We start from the raw sequence: 18,695 nt of genomic DNA, 5'->3' as shown, positions 1-18,695 counted from the left end.
GGGTCGGGCGGTAACGGTGGCCATGCTCAGCGGTCACCACCGCATTGATCGTCCATCGAGTGGCATCTCGCCACCGTCGGCCGAACCACCGATCACCACGAGCGGCCCGCCGAGTCCGCCCGGGAAGGCGTCGACATGAGTTCCGACACGCCCCCGGTCCCCTCGGACGCCCTGGGGCCGGGCAACCCAACCACGAACTGGTCGTTGCACGAATCTGACCGTGCGAAGCCTGGCCATGCGCGTCCTCACGTGGTGAGCAGTGATCGCGCGAGCAAGGCCGGACCACCGAAAGCCGCACCGGCCGTAGCCGTCCGCGACCTCCACGAACCGCCACCGCGGAGACCGACGACCACGCCCGGTGCGACATCGTCACGCCCGCGTCTGATCACACCGAGGCGCCATGTTCCTGGTTCAGGAGGTCGGCCGCACCTCGGTGGTCAGCGTCTCCCCCGTACCGCTGTCCAGGTGGGGACCGGACGACGGGTCGGGCTGGCGGGGCGGCGGAGGCGGCGCGTCAACCTCCTGGCAGGGCGCCACCGGGCCCTGCGCGACGCCGACGTCGACCCTGGACAGGTCCTGCTGCCCGGCGGCGGTGATGACCAGGGTCTGGTCTCGCTGGAAGTCGCCGAGCCGCAACGTGAAGGTCAGCGCCTGCGCGCTTGGGCCGCCGTGCACGCCGAGGGACAGCGGCCCGCCCTGCGCCGGAGTGAACCGGGGCCCCGCGCAGGTCTTGCCGTCCGGGAGGAAGTCGACCTCGGCGGGGATGCCGGCCTTCTCCAGTGCCGCCTCCAGACCGGCGGCGTCCCTGATCTCCTTGATCTCCACGTGGATCGTGCCGTCCGCGTTGGCCTCGACCGCGTACGCGGCGGTGCCCCCGAGAACCGCCGGCAGCACGACCGCGCCGGCAACGCCCAGCGCACCCACGCCAGTGGCCACGGCCAGCCGGGGCGTCCGCCGGGCGGGACGGGTCGGGGTCGGGGTGGCCTCGGCGGTCGGCTCCGGGGCGAGGTCCGCCCGTTCGACCACGACCTGCTTCAGCTCGGCGAGCAGGCGGTCCTCGAACCGGACGCGCGGTGATCGGGTCGGCGTCATGACAGTACCTCCGTCGCAACGGTGTCTGGTGTGGACGGTGCGGGGGTGAGCTGGTCGCGCATCAGCCGGCGCGCCCGGAACAGCCGGACCCTGGCGGTGCTCGGCCGGATGCCGAGGACGGCGGCCGCCTCCTTGACGGCCAGGCCCTCGATGGCCACCAGTTCCAGCACGGCCCGCTCGCCGTCGGCGAGCAGTTCCATGGCCCGGTAGAGCCGCCGGGCCTGCGCCTCGGCGTCGATCCGGTCCACCAGCCGGGCGATGTCGTCGGCGTCGGCGAGTGCCCGGCCGGCGACTCGGCTGGCCGCCCGCAGGCCGCGTGCGGTGCGGCGGCGGTCCGCGGCCACCACGTTGCGGGCGACGCCGAACAACCAGTGCCCTGGCTCGCCCAACTCCGGGCGGTAGCCGTCGGCCGAGTCGATCACGGCGAGGAACACGTCCGCGGTCAGATCGGCCGCCAGGTGCGGGTCGTCGACGCGGCGCGCCACGAACCGCTGCACCGCGTCGACGTGGTCGCGGTAGAACGCCTCGAACGCGGCGGGATCGCGGCCGATCCGCGCGACGGCGTTGGTGGCTGACGTGCGGGTCATCTACTGCCTCGGTTCACCATCGTTGACTCCGTCTCGTCCTGGTCGGTGTTACGGCAGTTCTTGGTCGACACTCGTCCTCGCGTTACCGGCGCGGTGGGAGGGACGGCATGGCGGAACACGCGGGGCTGCCGCTCACCTTGCTCGTGGGTCTCGCGCAGCCGCTCGCGCTCGTCGAGCGCTTCCTGTTCCAGCGCCACACCCATCGCCGAGGAGGCGGGGAGACACCCGGGACCGACTACCCGGTCGTCAGCGTCTCCTAGCCGCGCACGGGCTCGTAGCGGAGGAGGACCGCGCCCGAGGAGAAGGTGCGGTTCTCCACCAGCTCCAGCCTCAGCCACTTGCCCAGTGACGGGAAGAACGGGGTGCCCCCGCCGGTCGCGGCCGGTGTGACCAGCACCTGGAACTCGTCCACGAGGCCGGCCCGCACCAGGGGCGCGGCGAGCGTGGCGCCACCGACCTCCATGAGGCCGTCGGTCTCGGCCTTGAGCCTCCGCGCGACCTCGACGACGTCACCCCGCTCCAACCGGGAGTTCCAGTGGACCGACTCCAGGGTCCGCGAGAACACCACCTTCGGCATCGCGAGCCACAGCCGGGCGTACTCGGCCTCCACCGGGGGCACGCCGGGTGCCTGGCCGGCGCTCGGCCAGTGCGCCGACATCAACTCGTACAGCTTGCGCCCGTACAGCGACAGCGCGATGTCCCGGGTCCGGTCGTTCCAGTACTGGTGCAACTCGTCGTCCGGCACGCTCCAGCCGAGGTCGCCGTTCGCGTCGGCGATGTAGCCGTCCACCGAGACGTTCATGCCGTAGGTCAGCTTTCCCATGACAGTACCGACTGCCGGGTCGGGAGAAACTCATCGGAGATGACCAGCCCACAGGCGGCGAACGGCAAGGCCGGCCTGGTGGGCTGGTGCCGCGTCGGGACCACGGTCGTGGTCGTCACCGGCGCCTCCCGTTCGTTCGCCTGGTCGGTGAGCTGGGCGGGATGCGCGGGATCGACTGTGTGTCGGCACGGCGACAGCCGGCTCGGCGCCCTCCCCCGGTGCGCGGTGGGGGCGCCGAGCCACGCCGAAGATGGCCCTGTGTCAGGCGATCAGCGCTGGAGCGTCAGCACGCCCGGCCGCCAGGGCAGGGAGTTGTAGGGCAGGCCGTCGGACCTGGGGTCGCGCCCCTGGTAGAGCAACTGCAGGTTGCAGGGATCGATGGTCTTGGTCTGGTCCGGGTTGGTGCGCACGATGTCGCCGTGGCTGATGTCGTTGGTCCAGGTGGCACCGCTGTTGGCCTTGCCAGCGAACGGGTTGCTCTCGGTGGCGGCCTGCGGGGTCCAGGAACCGCCGAGGCTGTTGGCGGTGAACGAGCGGAAGTAGCGTCCGTTGGCCCCCATCGCCTCGACGATCATGAGGTACTGGTTCTGGTCCTTGACCTTGTAGACCTCGACCGCTTCGAACAGGTTGGCCGTCGTGTCGCTCATGAGCGTCGTGTACGACGTGCCGAAGCTGCCGGGGAAGTTCCCGATCGGCATGCTGGCACGGTAGATGTTGCCGTTGTCACCGGCGAAGAACAGGTACATGTTCGTGCCGTCGCCGATCAGCGTCTGGTCGAGTGCGCCGCCGCCGGGGATGTTTCCCGAGAAGAGTTCCTGCGGCGCCGACCACCCGTTGGCGTTGGTGGGGTCGCTGGAGGTCCGGTAGCTGAAAGTGGTCGCACCCCACTGGTAGGCGAGCACCCAGATGTTCTTCGGGGCGAAGTAGAGCAACGTGGGCGCGACGGTGCCGAGATTCATCGCGTTCTGCGGGGCCGAGGCCATGTCCGACCAGTTGGTGAACGGCCCGAAGTTCATCGAGCCGTAACGCTGCCCCGACGCGTCGACCGTCGACCCGTAGACCAGGTGCTTGCCGTTGTAGACGACGTTGCTGAAGTCCTTGAGCGAGACCCAGTCCGACTTCGGGTTCGCCAGCACGCCCGTCGACGACCAGCGGTAGCTCGACGGGAGCCGGCACGATCCGCTCGGCGGGGTGTCATCCACGCGGGCAAGTTGCCACTGCTGGTTCGCGCCGTTCCAGTCGCCGTACTGCACGACCGCCGCTCCGTCCGCGGTCGACAGGCCGGTCACCTCCACGGCCTTACCGCTGTTGCGGTTGATCAACCTGATATAGCCGCTGTCCGAGTCCACGAGCCGGAACTGCTGGTTGGTACCGTTGAGATCCGTCCACTGCTGCACCTTCCCACCGTCCACAGTGTACCAGTTGTCCACATCGAGGACCTTGCCGGAGTTCTTCGACTTCAGCCGGTAGTAGCCGCCACCGGAATCCACGAACTGCCACTGCTGGTTGGCCCCGTCATGACGGGACCACTGCTGGACCACCGCCCCGTCGGTGGTGGAAGCACTCGCGACGTCCAGTGCCTTGCCACTGTTGCGGTTGACCAGCACGTACCACGCGTTCGTGTCGACGGTCGCCGCCGACGCCGCGCTCGGACTGAGCGCGGCCACAGCGCCAGCCACGAGCGCGGTCGCGAGCAGGGGGCGCAGCACGGACGCCCAACGGCCACGCCGGACGCCAGCCGCACGGCGACGCGCCACCCGGCTCGGCCCGCTCGGCGGGACTTGGCCCATCGAATCCACGGTGATTCTCCTTCAGAGTCATGGCCACTACACTCGGATTCGCCGTCAGATCTCGTGGCAGCCCCTTGTCGGGGTAAAGACGGAGATTGGAACACCACCCGCAGTGTTAGCGCTAACCTCCATTCCCACAGAGCCGCTCACAGCAACAGGACATCGAGGGGAAGGGTGAACATCGCCGCTTCGTGAGGTTCCCAGATTCTTTCCGAACCTTCAAGGGGCAACCGTCCGGCCAAGGTGACGACCTGCGACGTAGTCGAATGACGTCGAATGACATTCGACAACGGGGACCACCGACCCGACCGCGTCTCGACGGGTGTCGAGTCCTTGACGGTTACGCCCGAAGGGCGGCCACATCGGACGAAAACCACGCTTTCACGGGTCGGGGACACCGCCATCGAACCGCCTCGTCAGCGACGACGAGGAGACTCCAAAATGGACAACATACCTGTGCGCAGCAAATCCGCGACCGCGCCACCGGACACTGGACAGGCGCCCTCTTACTGATCTTTCCGTATTTGAGTGAGGATGTTCACAGGAAAAGGCCGGCGTGGTCGAGAAATGCGAAGCACAGCTGGCGGCCGCAGCCAATGCGTCCCCAACCGGCCTGCGCGGCGGTGTGGGCTTCGTCGATGGTGCCGGGGCAAAGATTGGCCAGCTCGACGGTCTTGAGGCTGCCCCACACTTGGGAGAATCCGCGTGGTCCCACTTTGGGCATGGCGGACAGCTGATCTCGACTGAGGCGATTAGCCCAGATTGGACGGTCGCTGACAGCTTCGACATGGCACACGCTCGAAAACTCGGTTTCGTCGAACGTCTCAACCGGGGTGGCTCGGTACCACGCCGCAGCCACGGAGTCCGCGCGGAGCAACAATTTGCTTGCACAAGCCGTGTTCGATCGAATACTTTTCGTAGTCTGCCGGCTGAAAGGTGCACCAGTGGATCCCCAGGTACAAGCGGCGCAGCACTGGCTCAACCAGACCTACGGCGGCGTCAACGGATGGGTTCCACTGGAGGAGAACGGACAGACCGGCTGGCCGGTCATGTACGGGCTGCGCCGCGGGTTGCAACACGAACTCGGCATCTCGCCGGTGACGTCGGGCTTCGGTCCGGCCACCACAGCCGCGTTCAAGGCGCAGATCGGCCGGATCGACGGCGGCACCACCAAGGAGAACCTGCTGCGGCTGCTCAGCGCGGCCCTGTGGTGCAAGGGCTATCCCGGCTTCTACGACGGCGCCGCGATCAGCTGGACGAGCCTCAGCACGTCGGTCGGCTGGGTTCGCGACGACCTCGGACTCGGCTCGGCCAACCCGTACGTCGACGTGAAGCTGATGGCCTCGCTGCTGACGATGGACGCCTATGTCCTGGTCGGCTCAGGCACCAGCGCGGTCCGCGACGTCCAGCGCTGGCTGAACGCGACGTACCTGAACCGTGCCGACTTCGCGATCGTGCCGTGCGACGGCATCTACGGCCGACCGGTGCAGACCGCGATGCTGTACGGCCTGCAGTACGAGATCGGCATGGCCGACGGCGTCGCGAACGGCAACTTCGGCCCCGGCACCCGCGACGGCATCCGCAACCAGGCCACCGTCTCGCCGGGCTCGGTGGACGGCGCGAAGCGGTTCGTCCGGCTGTACCAGGCCGTACTGCGCTTCAACCGCTACGACGCTCCGTTCAACGGCACCTTCGACTCGGCGACAGCCGACCACACCCGCAGCTTCCAGTCGTTCATGGAGCTTCCGGTCACCGGCCGCGGTGACTACAGCACCTGGTGCGCGCTGCTGGTCTCATCGGGTGACACCAGCATCTCGACCAAGGGCTTCGACACCAACAAGCAGCTCAGTGCCACCGAGGCGCAGGGAGCCAGACAGGCCGGCTACACGACGGTGGGGCGCTACACCGTCGGCGCGAACAAGTTCATCACCGCTGACGAGCTGGACGGGCTGCGTGCGGCGGGGCTCAAGCTGGTGCCGATCCACCAGCGCTTCAACAACGCTCCCGAGGTGATGACCCGGGCGAACGGCCGCACGCACGGCATCGAGGCGATCGAGCGATGCCTCACCCTCGGTCTGCCGACCGACAGCCTGGTCTTCTTCTCGGTCGACTTCGACGCGCTCGGCGAGACCATCCACGGTCCGGTCGCCGACTACTTCCAGGGTGTCGCCGACGCCTTCGAGACGTCGCTGACCGCCCACCTGAAGGTCGGCGTCTACGGCACCCGGAACGTCTGCTCGATCATCATCGACGAGAAGGAACTCGCCGAAGCCGCCTTCGTCGCGGTCATGTCCACCGGCTTCTCCGGCAACATGGGCTTCCCGATGCCAGCCCAGTGGCACTACAACCAGATCATCGAGATCCAGACCCAGTTGCCCGGCAGCGACCGGACCATCCCGATCGACAAGGACGTCGTCTCGGTCAAGGCCAGACCGGTCGACCTGAGTTCGGTGGTCTCGCCGCCGATCGAGCGGGACAACTCGCCGAGTGCCACCGGCTTCGACGCGTTCTTCGAATGGCTGGTCCGAGCCGAGGTGGCCTGCGAACGAGGACTGGTCCAGTCGAGCACGCTGCTCACCAACCTCAAGCCGTACGCGGCGTTCGTCCCCGACTACGTCGCGCACTGGTTACAGCGACCGAAGTACTGGTCAGATGGCTACACCGACCTCTGGCCGAACTACACGCCGACCGCTGACCAGGGCAGCACCGCGGTGCTCGCCAGGCTGGCCGCCGAGGAGGAACTCGGCCGGCTCAGCCCGAACAAGCCGGTCTCCAACCGGGACATCGCGCACTACGCGGCGACGCTGCGCGGCTACACGGTCTGGGGGATTCCGTCCGCCGCGAACGACTACGGCTTCGGTGACCTCGGCGGCTGGCCGCTGGACTTACTGCAGGCCTGGGGCGTGTACGAGAAGGCGCGGCAGGCGAGTCCGGGGCTCGACCAGCGGCAGTTCCTGACGGAGCGGATCGGCGTGGCAGGTGCCGACGGTGGTTTCGACTGGAGTGACGTGGTGGCGGACTGCGACGCGTATCTCGTCGCCCGTTCGCTGCAGGACAACCACTCGATGTCCGGCGCGCTCCGCGGCCTGCTGAAGCTCACCGACAAGCAGCGGGTGGCCAAGTTCTACAACGACCGGTTCGGGCGGTCGGAGGACAACGTGGTCGCCGCGTTCGGCAGGCTGGCCGACGGCATCGACGTCGGTGGGGTCAACTTCCCGATTACCACCAACCGGTTGCGTGATGCCGCCGGCGCGGACGCAATGCCCACCGCGGCCGAAGCGCGCATCTGCGGCGAGGTGTTCGCACGACTGCTGACCGCCCAGGGGTGACGCGTGGCTGCCCAGGCGAGCGGGCACCATGACGTGGTGTCCAAGATTCGCAGAGTGGCCGGAGTGCTGGTGGGAGTCATCGCGGTGGTGGGCCTGCTGGTATTCGGCCTCGCGTCGCTCGGCCTCCAATCCGCATTGCCTTGGGTCGATCCGCGCCCCCGGCACAGAGTCAGTGGTAGTGGGCTCGACCGGCAATGGGCCTGGTGCGTGGTGGTGACCTCGGTGACGATCATCGCCGCCGCCGGGCTACCGATTGGCAAGGCGTGGGCCGGTCGTGGGTCGGCCGCGGGGGCTGTCCTCCAGGGGATCGGCGGAGTGGTGGTGGCTGGCTGGACCGCCGCGGTCACTCGGGTGATGGGCATCTACCTCTTCGTTCCCGAGGACTACTGCCTGTACCCGTCCTGCTGGCCGAACAACCACCAAATGGTTGCCTCCCTCGTGCCTGGGGTGCTGACCGGGCTGGTGATGATCACCATGGCGATGTTGGTCACCCGGTTGCGGTGGTGGATCAGGGCACTGGTTCCGGTCGTGGTGTGGGTGGCCGCCCTGTTGATCCAGTACGCCGTCTGGACCTCCTACCTGTTGCCCATCTTCGAGGGGCCGCCTCGATGATGTCTCCCCGCCCTACCGGAAGAAGGCAGCTGATGACCTCCACCGACGGCATGCGGCGTCGTACCGTCCTGGCCGCCGCCCTCGCCGGCACCGCGGCCCTCGCGCTACCCGCACTCCGCCCCGCCCAGGCCGCCGCCGCCCCGTCCGCATCGGGGTTGCTCACGCTTCAGGAGCCGCAGGCCGCTCAACTGATCTACGCGCCCGACGGGTCGTGCTTACAGGTCCCGGCGCACCTTGGCGTGCTGTTGACCGTCGGCGCCGCCGGAGTACCGGCTGGGGCGGCCGTCACCTTCACCTATGACGAGCGCCTGTACTCCGCAGCGCCCCGGGCCTTCCTGACCGGTGGCGGGCGGCTGATCCCGGTCGAGAGCCGACCAGCGGCCGCCCAGGCGCCGCACGGTCGACAGCTTGAGCTGCTCCTGCCCGAACTTGCTCCGGGTAGCTATGTCGTCCACGCGGGCGGACTCACCCCCACTCGCTTCCCCGCCGATCTGGTCGCCGATCCACTGCCGACCGCCGTGCGGGTGGCTGAGCCCGGTCGAGCGGTCACGGCGCTGACGCTCAGCAAGCCGGCGGCCAAGGCGGGACTGCCGTGGGGCGTCCAGCTCGGTGCCGGCTGGCAGCAGGCGACGTGGCGCGATCAGTACTACGCCTGGCACCCCGCGATCGTCACCGTCCACTCGATCGGGCCGGGTGAGATCCCGGCCGGCTCGGGGATCCGGGTCACGCTCGACCGCCGCGTGTTCGCGTCGGTGGCCATCACCGCCGCGGCCGACCCCGCGGGCCAGCAGGTCAACGGGTCGGATCAGCGCACCACGACGGCGGGACGCCCGGTGGCGACGTGGACCGCGCACACCGCTGTTCCCGCCGGCAGCAGGATCACTCTCACCTGCGGTGCCGAGGTGCGTTCGCTGACCGGCCCACTGGACGAGGTCGAGGCGCCGCTGGTCGAGTTCCTGCCGGGCGGGTCCGGCGGTCCGCAGCGCTCGACCGGCCAGGAGTCGCTCACCCGGATGGACGACGTGTACTCCGCGGCCACCCTGACGCGGTACGGGCCCAGCTGACGATCACCTCGCCGGTGTCGCATGCGTAGTACACGCCGACGAATCTGGCCTTGTCGGGTTCTCGACGGTGCGGGACACCACCGCCAGGTCAGTGCACAGGATGCCGGTCGACACGATCAGGCTTCCCGACTTCGCGGAGATCGAAACGCTCGGGCTGGTGTCGGGAGCGCCCGTTCTGGTGAGGGTTCGTGTCAGGCGCGACGCGCAGAAGCGACCGCTGGAAACTTCGACTTTCGTGGGTGCGGACCGAATCTCGCGGTCCGGCTTGCTGAGTCAGGGCGTCCGGTAGTGGCACTCGCCGCACCAGTACCAGTACCAGTGCCGGCGGTCGGCGGGCATGACGAAGTTCCGGTCAGGCCCGCCACCATGGCGATCCCACGCCACGGGAGGACCGACTGGAATCCAGATACGTCCCGGTGGCCCCGGCGATCCAGACCTCTGGTGCGGAAGCGGAAAAGTCCCCGGAGTTGGCGAAGATCGCCTTCAGCCACAAGTACATGCCGGACCTGTCCGTCTTCCCCAACTTCCGCCGCACCAGGGCCCTCGGCCAGGGCTGGGCGGGCGGTGTGGCCTCCGCCCGAGGCGTGGCCGGGGCATACGCGGCGGCGCTCGGAGTCCTGGACGACGGGCCGGCTCCGCTGCACGCGGACACGGTCGAGACGTTCACCCGAATCCGCTCCGAGGGCATCGACCTGGTGAGCGGCGTTGAAAGCCGCTTCGCCCTCGGCTTCGAGGTCTTCGACGCTCGCTATCCCTGCCTCGGCCCTGAGGCTTTCGGACATGGAGGGACAGCCGGAGCCAGCGCCTTCGCCAGCCCGCGGCTCACCCGCCGGCACTGGCGCCGCACCGCGGGAGCCGCAGCGCATCACAGGTCGACCAGCCAGTCGTGGATGGCGCCGGAGGTCACCTCCCGGTGTTCCTCGATCATGCTGTAGTGGTCGCCCGGCACGTCGATGATGTCGAGCGGGATCGGCCACACCGTCTGCCACTCCTCGCCCGGTGGCTGCTGGTCCGGTGCGTGCCCGACCGCCTCGCTCGCCCGCACGAGCAGCACCCGCGCCTTGAGCGGCGCCGGCTGCCACAGTTCGAACATCATGAAGTACGCGGCCATGGCCGTGAGCCGCACGCCGGTCATCCGGCCGAACCTCTTCTCCAGCTCGAAGGACTTGGCCTCCATCACCGGCATGATGTACTTCGTCTGCTCGGTGCCGCTGAGGTAGGTGTCCAGCAGGATCACCGCCCGCACCGGCACACCCGACGCCTCCAGCCGTTCCGCCACGGCGTAGGCCACCGAACCGCCCGAGGAGCGCCCGGCCAACGCGAACGGCTCGTCGTCACGGACGACCGTGCGGATCTGCCGCTCGTAGTAGGCGGTGAGCGCGTCGATGTCGTCGGCGACGGGCTCACCCGAGGCGAAGCCGGGCGCCAGCACCGACCACACGTCGTGCCGGCCGCGCAGGCCGCCGGCGAGGGCCACCATCTCCTGATCGCTGCACCACGCCGACGTCGAGGGCAGACCGATGACCGGCAGGTGTTTCCCGCCGCTGCCGAGGCGCACCGGCTTGGGGCCGGGCACCTGACCGTCGCCCACCGAGAAGGAGCGGCGCAGCGCCGCCGCGCTCGCGAGGATCTTCTCCCCCACCTCGTAGCGGCCGGCCTCGATCGCGCGGCGGTAGAGCGCCTCGGTGCCCTCGAACACGGCATCGTCGTCGACCGCCGAGTCCTCGGCCGGTTCGGCCGCGTCCGGCAGGGCGGAGCCAGCGGAGTCGGCGAGCGCGCCGTCCACGGTCTGCGCCAGCTCGACCACGGTCGGGTGGTCGAAGATCACCGTGGCCGGCAGGTTCAGGTCGAGCGCGCTGTTGAGGGCGTTGCGCAGTTCGACCGAGGTGAGCGAGTCGAAGCCCAGCTCGCCGAACGCCCGCGCCGGGTCGATGTCGTCGACCGTCCGGTGGCCGAGCACCGTCGCCGTGAGCCGCCGCACCAGCGCGAGCACCGCCGTGAACCGGTTGAGCGGTTCGAGTGCACGCAGGTCCTCGTGCGTGCTCTCGATCGTGGACCGGCGTGGCGCCGGGCGGGCCAGGCCGCGCAGCACCGGCGGCACCGCGGTGGCCGGGCCGGCAGCGGCCGGGTTGAGCCGGATCGGCACCACGGCGGGGCGACCGCCGGCGGCGCAGGCCGCGTCAAAGGCGGCGAGGCCCCGCGCGGCGTCGAACGGCAGCAGGCCCGCGCCGGTCATCCGGCCCCGGTTCTGGCCGTCGAGGGCCGCCGCCATGCCGCCGTCAAGGTCCCACCAGCCCCAGCCGAGGGAGAGCGCGGGCAGGCCGAGCGCGTGCCGGTGCGCGGCGAGCGCGTCGAGGTAGGCGTTGGCCGCCGCGTAGTTGCTCTGCCCGGCGCTGCCGAGCACCCCGGCCGCCGAGGAGAACAGCACGAACGCGGACAGGTCGGCGTCACGGGTCAGCTCGTGCAGCAACCATCCGGCGTCGGCCTTGGGGCGCAGCACGGTCGTGAGCCGCTCCGGGGTGAGCGCCTCGAACAGCCCGTCGTCCACGACGCCCGCCGTGTGCACGACCGCGCCGAGCGGTGCGTCCGCCGGGATGTCGGCGAGCAGGGCGGTGAGCGCCACCCGGTCGGCCACGTCGCAGGCTGCCACCTGCACCTGGGCACCGGCCTGGGTCAGCTCGGCGGCCAGTTCGGCCGCACCGGGAGCGTCCGCGCCGCGGCGGGACGCGAGGGTGAGCCGCCGCACGCCGTGCTCCCGCACGAGGTGCCGGGCCACCAGGCCGGCGAGCGCTCCGCTCGCCCCGGTGACCAGAACGGTCCGGTCGGGGTCGAAACGGGCCACCGAGCGCGGGTCGGCCTCCTCGGCCCGGCTCGCCCGCGCGAGCCTCGGCACGTGCGCGACGCCGCCGCGAACCGCGAGCTGCGGCTCCCCGTCGAGGTCCACAGTGGACAAGAGTGTCGCCGAACCGAACGGGTCGTCGAGGTCCACCAGGGCGACCCGCCCCGGGTGCTCGGACTGCACGCCGCGCACCAGGCCCCACACCGCGGCCGCGGCGAGGTCGAGCAGGGGCTCCTCGCCGGTGGCGACCGCGTGCCGGGTGAGCACGACCACTCGCGTGCGGCTCAGGCGCCCGTCCGCGAGCAGCGACCGCAGCGCCCCGGCGATCCGGTTGGTGAGCCGGTGCGCCGCGCCGGGCAGGTCGATGCCGCGGGCGCAGAGGACGAGGTTGTCCGGCGCGGTGTCGGGGATGTCGGCGACCGTGTCGAGGCCCAGGCCCCACGGGTCGTCGCCGAGGACCGCCCACGAGCCGGTGGTGGTGATGTCCGCCGCGGGTGCGGGCGGCCAGGTGAGTTCGTAGAGCGGCGCGGTCAGGACAGCCTCGGCCGGGGGTCGCAGGACCACGCCGCCGATGGCGAGCAGCGGTGCGCCGGACGGATCGGTGACCAGGACCCGGACCGCGTCGCGCCCCTCCGGCGTCAACCGCACCCGCGCGGTCCCGGCGGCGACGCCGTGCGCGCGCACGTCCGACCAGCTGAACGGGAGGCCGTGCACGGGATCGCGGTCGGGCTCCCCCGCGCCGAGCAGTCCGAGTGCCAGGGGTTGCAGTGCCGCGTCGGCGAGCGCGGGGTGCACGACGTACCCGTCGGCTGCGTGCCCTTCGGGCAGCGCGACCTCGGCGAACAGGTCCGGGCCGCGCTGCCAGAGGCGTTGCAGGCCGTGGAACGCGTCCCCGTAGTCGATGCCGCCCTCGGACAGTCCGGAGTAGAAGGTGGTGAGCGAGACCTCCGTGGCCCCCGCTGGCGGCCAGGACCGCTCGTCGAGCTGGTCGGCGGACGGCGCGCTGCCCAGGGCACCGGTGGCGTGCAGGGTCCACGGCTCGTCGGCGGGTGCGCCGATCGGTCGCGAGTGGACGGTCAACTCGGCGCGACCACCGGCGTCCGGCGGCGCGACCCGCAGCTGCACGTCGGCCGCCTCGGCCAGGACGATCGGGGTGTGCACGACCAGGTCGGTGACCGCGTCGTGGCCGATGAGGGCGGCTGCGTGCAGGGCGAGGTCGACAAAGGCCGTGCCGGGCAGCACCGGGGCGCCGGCCAGGACGTGGTCGCGCAGCCACGGTGTCGCCTGTGGGTCGAGGGTGCCGGTGAGCAGGTGGGCGCCGGTGTCCGCCAGCGGCAGCACGGCGGTGAGGAAGTGGTGGTCGGTGGCGCGCATGCCGGCGGGCAGCCGGACGGCCGGCGGCGCGTCCAGCCAGTAGGTGTGGTGTTGGAAGGCGTAGGTGGGCAGATCAGCGTGTGCACCCCGGGGCAGGACCCTGGTCCAGTCGGGGTCGAAGCCCCGCTGCCACATCCGGCCGAGGGCCGCGAAGAGCTGGTCGTGGTCCTTGCGCTGCGCGGGGATGGCGGTGATGTCGGGTGCGGTTTCCAGGGCCATGGGGGTGAGGACGGCGTCGGGGCCGATCTCCAGGAACGTGTCCACCCCGTCGGCCACGGCGGTGCGCACGGCGTCGGCGAAGCACACCGTGGCGCGCACCTGGTCCACCCAGTACTGGGGTGTGGTGATGTCGCCGCCCGCGCCGCTGGTGGTGATGACCGGGATGCGGGGCTGGTGGAAGGTGACGGTGGCCAGGACCGCGGCGAAGTCGGCCAGCATCGGCTCCATCAACGCCGAGTGGAACGCGTGCGAGACCCGCAACCGCTTCACCCGCGCACCGGATTCCCGCAGTGTCTCGGCGATCGCGTCGATTTCGGCCTCCGGTCCGGAAAGGACGGTGGAGGTGGGGCTGTTGACCGCGGCGATCGAAATGCTCTCGGGCACGTCGATCACCGGCCGGTCCACGGCCAGCATCGCCCCGCCAGCGGGGAGTGCCTGCATGAGGCGGGCTCGGGCGGTCACCACCCGGCAGGCGTCCTCCAACGACCACACCCCCGCGACCACGGCGGCGGCCAGCTCACCCACCGAATGCCCGATCAGCCGATCCGGTCGCAGACCCCAGGACTCCCACAGGGTCCACAACGCGATCTGCAGGGCGAACACCGCGGGCTGAGCCACCCCCGTCGAATCCGGGTCACCGTCGAACACCGCCGGGTCGAACAACGCCTTCACCCGCGCGTACTCCTCGGCGAGCAACGGGTGGGTGCCCATGTCGGGGTGTTGGGAGCCCTGGCCGGTGAACAGCAGACCGACGCCGCCCGACGACACGGCACCGCGCTCCCACGCCGCGTCGTCCAGCCGGAACGCCCGGTGCTCCAACCCGGCCCGCCCGGTGGCCAGCGTCCACACCACGTCCGCGGTTGGCACGTCGGGATGCTGGTCCAACCAGGCCCGCACCCGCTCGACCTGCTCCGCCAGCCCGGCCGACGACCGCGCCGACACCACGAGCAGCCTGACCGGTTCCCCCGCCGGCGGCTCGGGCTCGCCGGCGGGGGGTTCTTCGAGGATCAGGTGGGCGTTGGTCCCGCTCATGCCGAATGAGGACACACCGGCCCGGCGGGGGCGGTCGGCGGCCGGCCACGCGCGCGCCGAGGTCACCAGTTCCACGGCCCCGGTGGTCCAGTCCACCTGGGTGGTGGGGTGCTCGGCGTGCAGGGTGGGCGGTACGACACCGCGGCGCATGGCGAGGATCATCTTGATGACGCCGGCGATGCCCGCGGCGTACTGGGTGTGGCCGATGTTCGACTTGATGGAGCCGAGCAGCAACGGCCGGTCCGCCGGGCGGTCGGCGCCGTAGGTGGCCAGCAGCGCCTGCGCCTCGATCGGGTCGCCCAGCCGCGTGCCCGTCCCGTGCGCCTCCACCACGTCCACATCGGACGGTGTCAGCCCGGCGCCGCCCAGCGCGGCGCGGATCACCCGCTGCTGGGCGGGGCCGCTCGGGGCGGTGAGGCCGTTGGAGGCGCCGTCCTGGTTGACGGCTGAGCCGGCGATCACGGCCAGGACGCGGCGGCCCGCGCGCCGGGCGTCCGAGAGCCGCTGCACGGCGACCAGGCCGACGCCCTCGCCCCAGCCCGTGCCGTCGGCCTCGTCAGCGAACGACTTGCACCGGCCGTCGCCGGCCAGGCCGCCCTGCCGGGTGAACTCCATGAAGACGCCGGGCGTGGCCATCACCGTGACGCCACCGGCGAGGGCCAGGTCGCATTCGCCGTTGCGCAGGGCCTGCACGGCCAGGTGCAGGCTCACCAGTGACGACGAGCAGGCCGTGTCCACCGTGACGGCGGGACCTTCGAGGCCGAGGACGTAGGAGATGCGGCCCGACATGACACTGGCCGAGGTGCCGGTGAGCGAGTACCCCGCACTGACCGCGGCCGGCGAGTTCATGGTGAGCGCGGTGTACTCCTGGGTGGTGGCGCCCACGAACACGCCGGTCCGGCTACCCCGCAGTGATCTCGGGTCGATGCCGGCGCGTTCCAGGGTTTCCCAGGCGGTTTCCAGGAGCACGCGCTGCTGCGGATCGGTCGCGGCGGCCTCGCGCGGCGAGATCTCGAAGAACTCGGCGTCGAAGTCGCCCGCGTCGTAGAGGAAGGCGCCGCGCTCGACGAAGGTGAGGTCGGGGTCCTGTTCGCCGTCCCGGCCGAGCGTCCGCCAGCCGCGGTCCGCCGGGAACTCGGCCATGGCGTCCACGCCGTTGGCCAGCAGCTCCCAGAGCCCGTCCGGGTCGGTGACGCCACCGGGGAAGCGGCAGGCCATGCCGACGACGACGATCGGGTCGCCGGCGGTCGGCGCCGCCACCACGTCCCGGCGGGGCACGTCCTCGGCCGGGCCGCCGAGGCGCACGTCCAGCTCGGCCACCAGCTCGCGGGCGGTCGGGTGGTCGAAGAGCAGGGTGGCGGGCAGCGCCAGGCCGGTGGCGGTCTGCAGCCGGTTGCGCAGTTCCATGGCGGTGAGCGAGTCGAAACCGAGCCGCTGGAACGGCTTGGTGACGGCGACCTCCTGCGGCGAGGCGAGTTGCAGCACGGCCGCGGCCTCGGCGCGCACGAGTTCGGTGAGGGTTTCGCGGCGCTGCGCCGCGGAGCGGCCGGCCAGCCGGGAGCGCAGGCCGGACGCGTCGGCCTCGGCGCCGTCGCCGGCCGAGCCGCGCAGCGCGTGCACCGCCTCGGGCACGCCCTCGATGAGCGGGCGGCGGCGGGACATGGCGTAGCTGGGCGCGAAGCGCTCCCAGTCGAGGTCGGCCACGACCAGCCCGGTGTCGGCGTGCGCGACGGCCTGGCTGAGCGCGGTGACGGCCAGGTCGGGGTCCATCATGGCGAAGCCGATGCGACCGAGCACCTCGGCGTTGTCGCCGCCGGCCATGCCGCTCCCGCGCCAGGCGCCCCAGGCGATCGAGGTGGCCGGCAGGCCCCGGGCGCGGCGCTGGGCCGCGAGGCCGTCGAGGTATCCGTTGGCCGACCCGTACGCGGCGCTGCCGGCGCTGCCCCACACGGCCGCGCCGGAGGAGAAGAGCACGAACGCGTCGAGCGGCAGGTCCGCGGTCAGTTCGTCGAGGTGGCGCGCGCCGAGCACCTTGCCACCGGCGACCGAGGCGAGGTCGGCCGCGGTGGTGTCGTTGACCCCGAGGTAGCCGAGGGTGGCGCCGGCGGTGTGCAGCACGGCGGTGAGCGGCACCTCGGCCGGGATGGCGGCGAGCACCGCGGCCAGGGCGTCCCGGTTGGTGACGTCGCAGGCGGTGACCGTGAGGGCCACCCCGGTGGCGGCGAGTTCGTCGCACAGCGCCTCCGCGCCGGGCGCCGCGAGCCCCTGGCGGCTCAGCAGCACGAGGTGCTCGGCGCCGTGCGCGGCGGCCCAGCGGGCCAGGTGCGCGCCGATGCCGCCGGTACCGCCGGTGATCAGGACCGTGCCGCGCGGTGTCCACTCGCGCACCGGGCCGGTCGGGGCGAGCGGGGCGCGGACGAGGCGACGCGCGCGCGGGCCGTCGGGTCCGAGCCGGAGCTGGTCCTCGTCGCTGGTGAGCGCGTCGGTGAGGGAGGACGCGGTCCAGCCGGCGTCGAGGGCGATGACGCCGCCCCAGGTCTCGGCCGCTTCCAGGCCGGTGATCTGGGCAAGGGCCCAGGTCTGCGCGGCCGCGCCGGTCTCGGTCGCGCCGGGGGTGAGCAGGTGGCGCGCGGCGGTCACGCCGGCGTCGTCGAGCGCCTGCGCGAGCAGCAGCGTCGCGGAGGTGGCCAGGGGCACGGCGTCGTGCTGTGGGTGTCGGCCCTCGGCGAAGGCCATGAGCGAGACAACGCCGGCCAGGTCGGTGTGCGGGCGCAGCGCCTCGGCCAGTGCCTCGCGGGTGGTGTCGGCCGGCACGGTCAGGGTGACCAGGTCGGCGCCGGTCATGGCGTCGGTGACGGCCGAGTGGTCAACGCCTTCGGGCGCCACGACGAGCCAGGTGCCGGCGAGGACCACGCCGTCGCGCGCGGGAACGGGCTGCCAGTCGACGCGGTAGCGCCAGCTGTCGATGGTGGCCTGGCCGGCGCTGCGCCGCCGCCAGGCCGAGAGCGCGGGCACCACCTCGACGAGCGCCGAGTCGGGCAGGCCCAGTTCGGTGGCGAGGGCGGTGAGGTCGGCGTTCTCCACGGCGGTCCAGAACGCGGCCGTGGCGGGGTCGGCGGCGGTGAGGGTGGACTGGTCGAGCCAGAAGCTGTGCCGGTCGAACGCGTAGGTGGGCAGGGCGACCCGGCGCCCGCCCGGGCACGCCGCGGACCAGTGCACGGCAACGCCGGCGGTGAAGGCCTCGCCGAGAGAGGTGAGGAAGCGGCGGGTGCCGCCCTCGTCGCGCCGCAGCGAGCCGAGCACGGTGATCGGCCGGTCGCCGGCCTCGGCGGTCTGCTGCAGCGGGACGGCCATGACCGGGTGCGGGCTGATCTCGACGAAGACGTTGAAGCCTCGGCGCATCATCTCCGCCGTGGCGGACTCGAACTCGACGGTTTCGCGGAGGTTGGTGTACCAGTAGTCGGCGGTCAACTCGGTGGTGTCGAGCCGACCAGGCCGAGTCGTCGAGAAGAACGGCACCTCGGCCACCCCAGGCACCACACCCGCCAACACCTCCCGCAACTCCCCCGCCACCACCGCCACCTGCGCCGAATGCGACGCGTAATCCACCTCCACCCGCCGCACCCGCACCCCCCGCCGCACACACTCCCCCACCACCTCACCCAACACCCCAACCTCACCCGCCACCGTCGTCGCCCCCGGCCCGTTCACCGCCGCCACCGACACCCGACCACCCCACGACCCAAGAAGCTCCTCCACCTCCCCCACCGACAACCCCACCGACACCATCCCCCCACCACCCGACAACCGATCCCGAATCACCGCACTGCGCAACGCCACCACCCGCGCACCATCCACAAGCGACAACCCACCCGCCACCACCGCCGCCGCGATCTCCCCCTGGCTGTGCCCGACGACCGCGCCGGGTTCGACG

The 18,695-nt window shown here is 71.4% G+C and carries 11 protein-coding genes; 5 read left to right on the top strand and 6 right to left on the bottom strand.

Features of this window, described 5'->3' with window-relative positions:
• Positions 1-411: 411 nt before the first annotated feature.
• On the bottom strand, positions 412-1,092 hold the full coding sequence (locus LX83_RS21795; protein ID WP_253774333.1) for a hypothetical protein: 681 nt from the start codon (positions 1,090-1,092) through the stop codon (positions 412-414).
• Positions 1,089-1,679: an RNA polymerase sigma factor gene (locus LX83_RS21790; protein ID WP_253774331.1), complete on the bottom strand. Its 591-nt coding sequence runs from the start codon at positions 1,677-1,679 to the stop codon at positions 1,089-1,091. Before LX83_RS21790 ends, LX83_RS21795 begins: the two co-directional genes overlap by 4 nt.
• Before the next feature lie 107 nt (positions 1,680-1,786).
• On the opposite strand from LX83_RS21790, the gene LX83_RS21785 reads away from it, so the two are divergent.
• On the top strand, positions 1,787-1,939 hold the full coding sequence (locus LX83_RS21785; RefSeq protein WP_253774329.1) for a hypothetical protein: 153 nt from the start codon (positions 1,787-1,789) through the stop codon (positions 1,937-1,939).
• Here the strand turns inward: LX83_RS21785 and LX83_RS21780 are convergent.
• The 3 genes from LX83_RS21780 to LX83_RS21770 form a co-directional block, all read right to left on the bottom strand.
• Positions 1,936-2,502, bottom strand: coding sequence for a dihydrofolate reductase family protein (locus LX83_RS21780; protein WP_253774327.1), 567 nt, complete (start codon positions 2,500-2,502; stop codon positions 1,936-1,938). The two genes, LX83_RS21785 and LX83_RS21780, sit on opposite strands and share 4 nt — an antisense overlap.
• A gap of 269 nt (positions 2,503-2,771) precedes the next feature.
• Positions 2,772-4,292 (bottom strand): non-reducing end alpha-L-arabinofuranosidase family hydrolase, encoded by a 1,521-nt coding sequence (locus tag LX83_RS21775; protein WP_253774325.1) that lies wholly within the window; start codon positions 4,290-4,292, stop codon positions 2,772-2,774.
• 538 nt (positions 4,293-4,830) lie between these two features.
• Entirely contained in the window at positions 4,831-5,151 is a 321-nt protein-coding gene (locus LX83_RS21770) for a hypothetical protein (RefSeq protein ID WP_253774323.1), read from the bottom strand.
• 22 nt (positions 5,152-5,173) lie between these two features.
• Between LX83_RS21770 and LX83_RS21765 the strand changes: the two genes are divergently transcribed.
• The 4 genes from LX83_RS21765 (at position 5,174) to LX83_RS21750 (ending at position 10,232) form a co-directional block, all read left to right on the top strand.
• Positions 5,174-7,621, top strand: a complete 2,448-nt coding sequence (locus tag LX83_RS21765; protein ID WP_253774320.1) for a glycoside hydrolase domain-containing protein — start codon at positions 5,174-5,176, stop codon at positions 7,619-7,621.
• Between the two features lie 36 nt (positions 7,622-7,657).
• Positions 7,658-8,233 (top strand): hypothetical protein, encoded by a 576-nt coding sequence (locus LX83_RS21760; protein WP_253774318.1) that lies wholly within the window; start codon positions 7,658-7,660, stop codon positions 8,231-8,233.
• A 32-nt stretch (positions 8,234-8,265) separates the two neighbouring features.
• Positions 8,266-9,297, top strand: coding sequence for a hypothetical protein (locus LX83_RS21755; RefSeq protein WP_253774316.1), 1,032 nt, complete (start codon positions 8,266-8,268; stop codon positions 9,295-9,297).
• A 416-nt stretch (positions 9,298-9,713) separates the two neighbouring features.
• Positions 9,714-10,232 (top strand): serine hydrolase family protein, encoded by a 519-nt coding sequence (locus LX83_RS21750; protein WP_253774314.1) that lies wholly within the window; start codon positions 9,714-9,716, stop codon positions 10,230-10,232.
• Here the strand turns inward: LX83_RS21750 and LX83_RS21745 are convergent.
• Positions 10,163-18,640, bottom strand: a complete 8,478-nt coding sequence (locus LX83_RS21745; protein ID WP_253774312.1) for a type I polyketide synthase — start codon at positions 18,638-18,640, stop codon at positions 10,163-10,165. The two genes, LX83_RS21750 and LX83_RS21745, sit on opposite strands and share 70 nt — an antisense overlap.
• Positions 18,641-18,695 lie beyond the last annotated feature (55 nt).

Origin of the sequence: Goodfellowiella coeruleoviolacea (genome assembly GCF_024171785.1) — a bacterium.
GTDB lineage: Bacteria > Actinomycetota > Actinomycetes > Mycobacteriales > Pseudonocardiaceae > Goodfellowiella > Goodfellowiella coeruleoviolacea.
This window is presented reverse-complemented; position numbering and strand designations above follow the sequence as displayed.

Excerpts from the sequence above, each read along its gene's own strand:
- LX83_RS21795 (WP_253774333.1), bottom strand. The coding sequence starts at position 1,092 with ATGACGCCGACCCGATCACCGCGCGTCCGGTTCGAGGACCGCCTGCTC.
- LX83_RS21790 (WP_253774331.1), bottom strand. The coding sequence starts at position 1,679 with ATGACCCGCACGTCAGCCACCAACGCCGTCGCGCGGATCGGCCGCGAT.
- LX83_RS21785 (WP_253774329.1), top strand. The coding sequence starts at position 1,787 with ATGGCGGAACACGCGGGGCTGCCGCTCACCTTGCTCGTGGGTCTCGCG.
- LX83_RS21780 (WP_253774327.1), bottom strand. The coding sequence starts at position 2,502 with ATGGGAAAGCTGACCTACGGCATGAACGTCTCGGTGGACGGCTACATC.
- LX83_RS21775 (WP_253774325.1), bottom strand. The coding sequence starts at position 4,292 with ATGGGCCAAGTCCCGCCGAGCGGGCCGAGCCGGGTGGCGCGTCGCCGT.
- LX83_RS21755 (WP_253774316.1), top strand. The coding sequence starts at position 8,266 with ATGACCTCCACCGACGGCATGCGGCGTCGTACCGTCCTGGCCGCCGCC.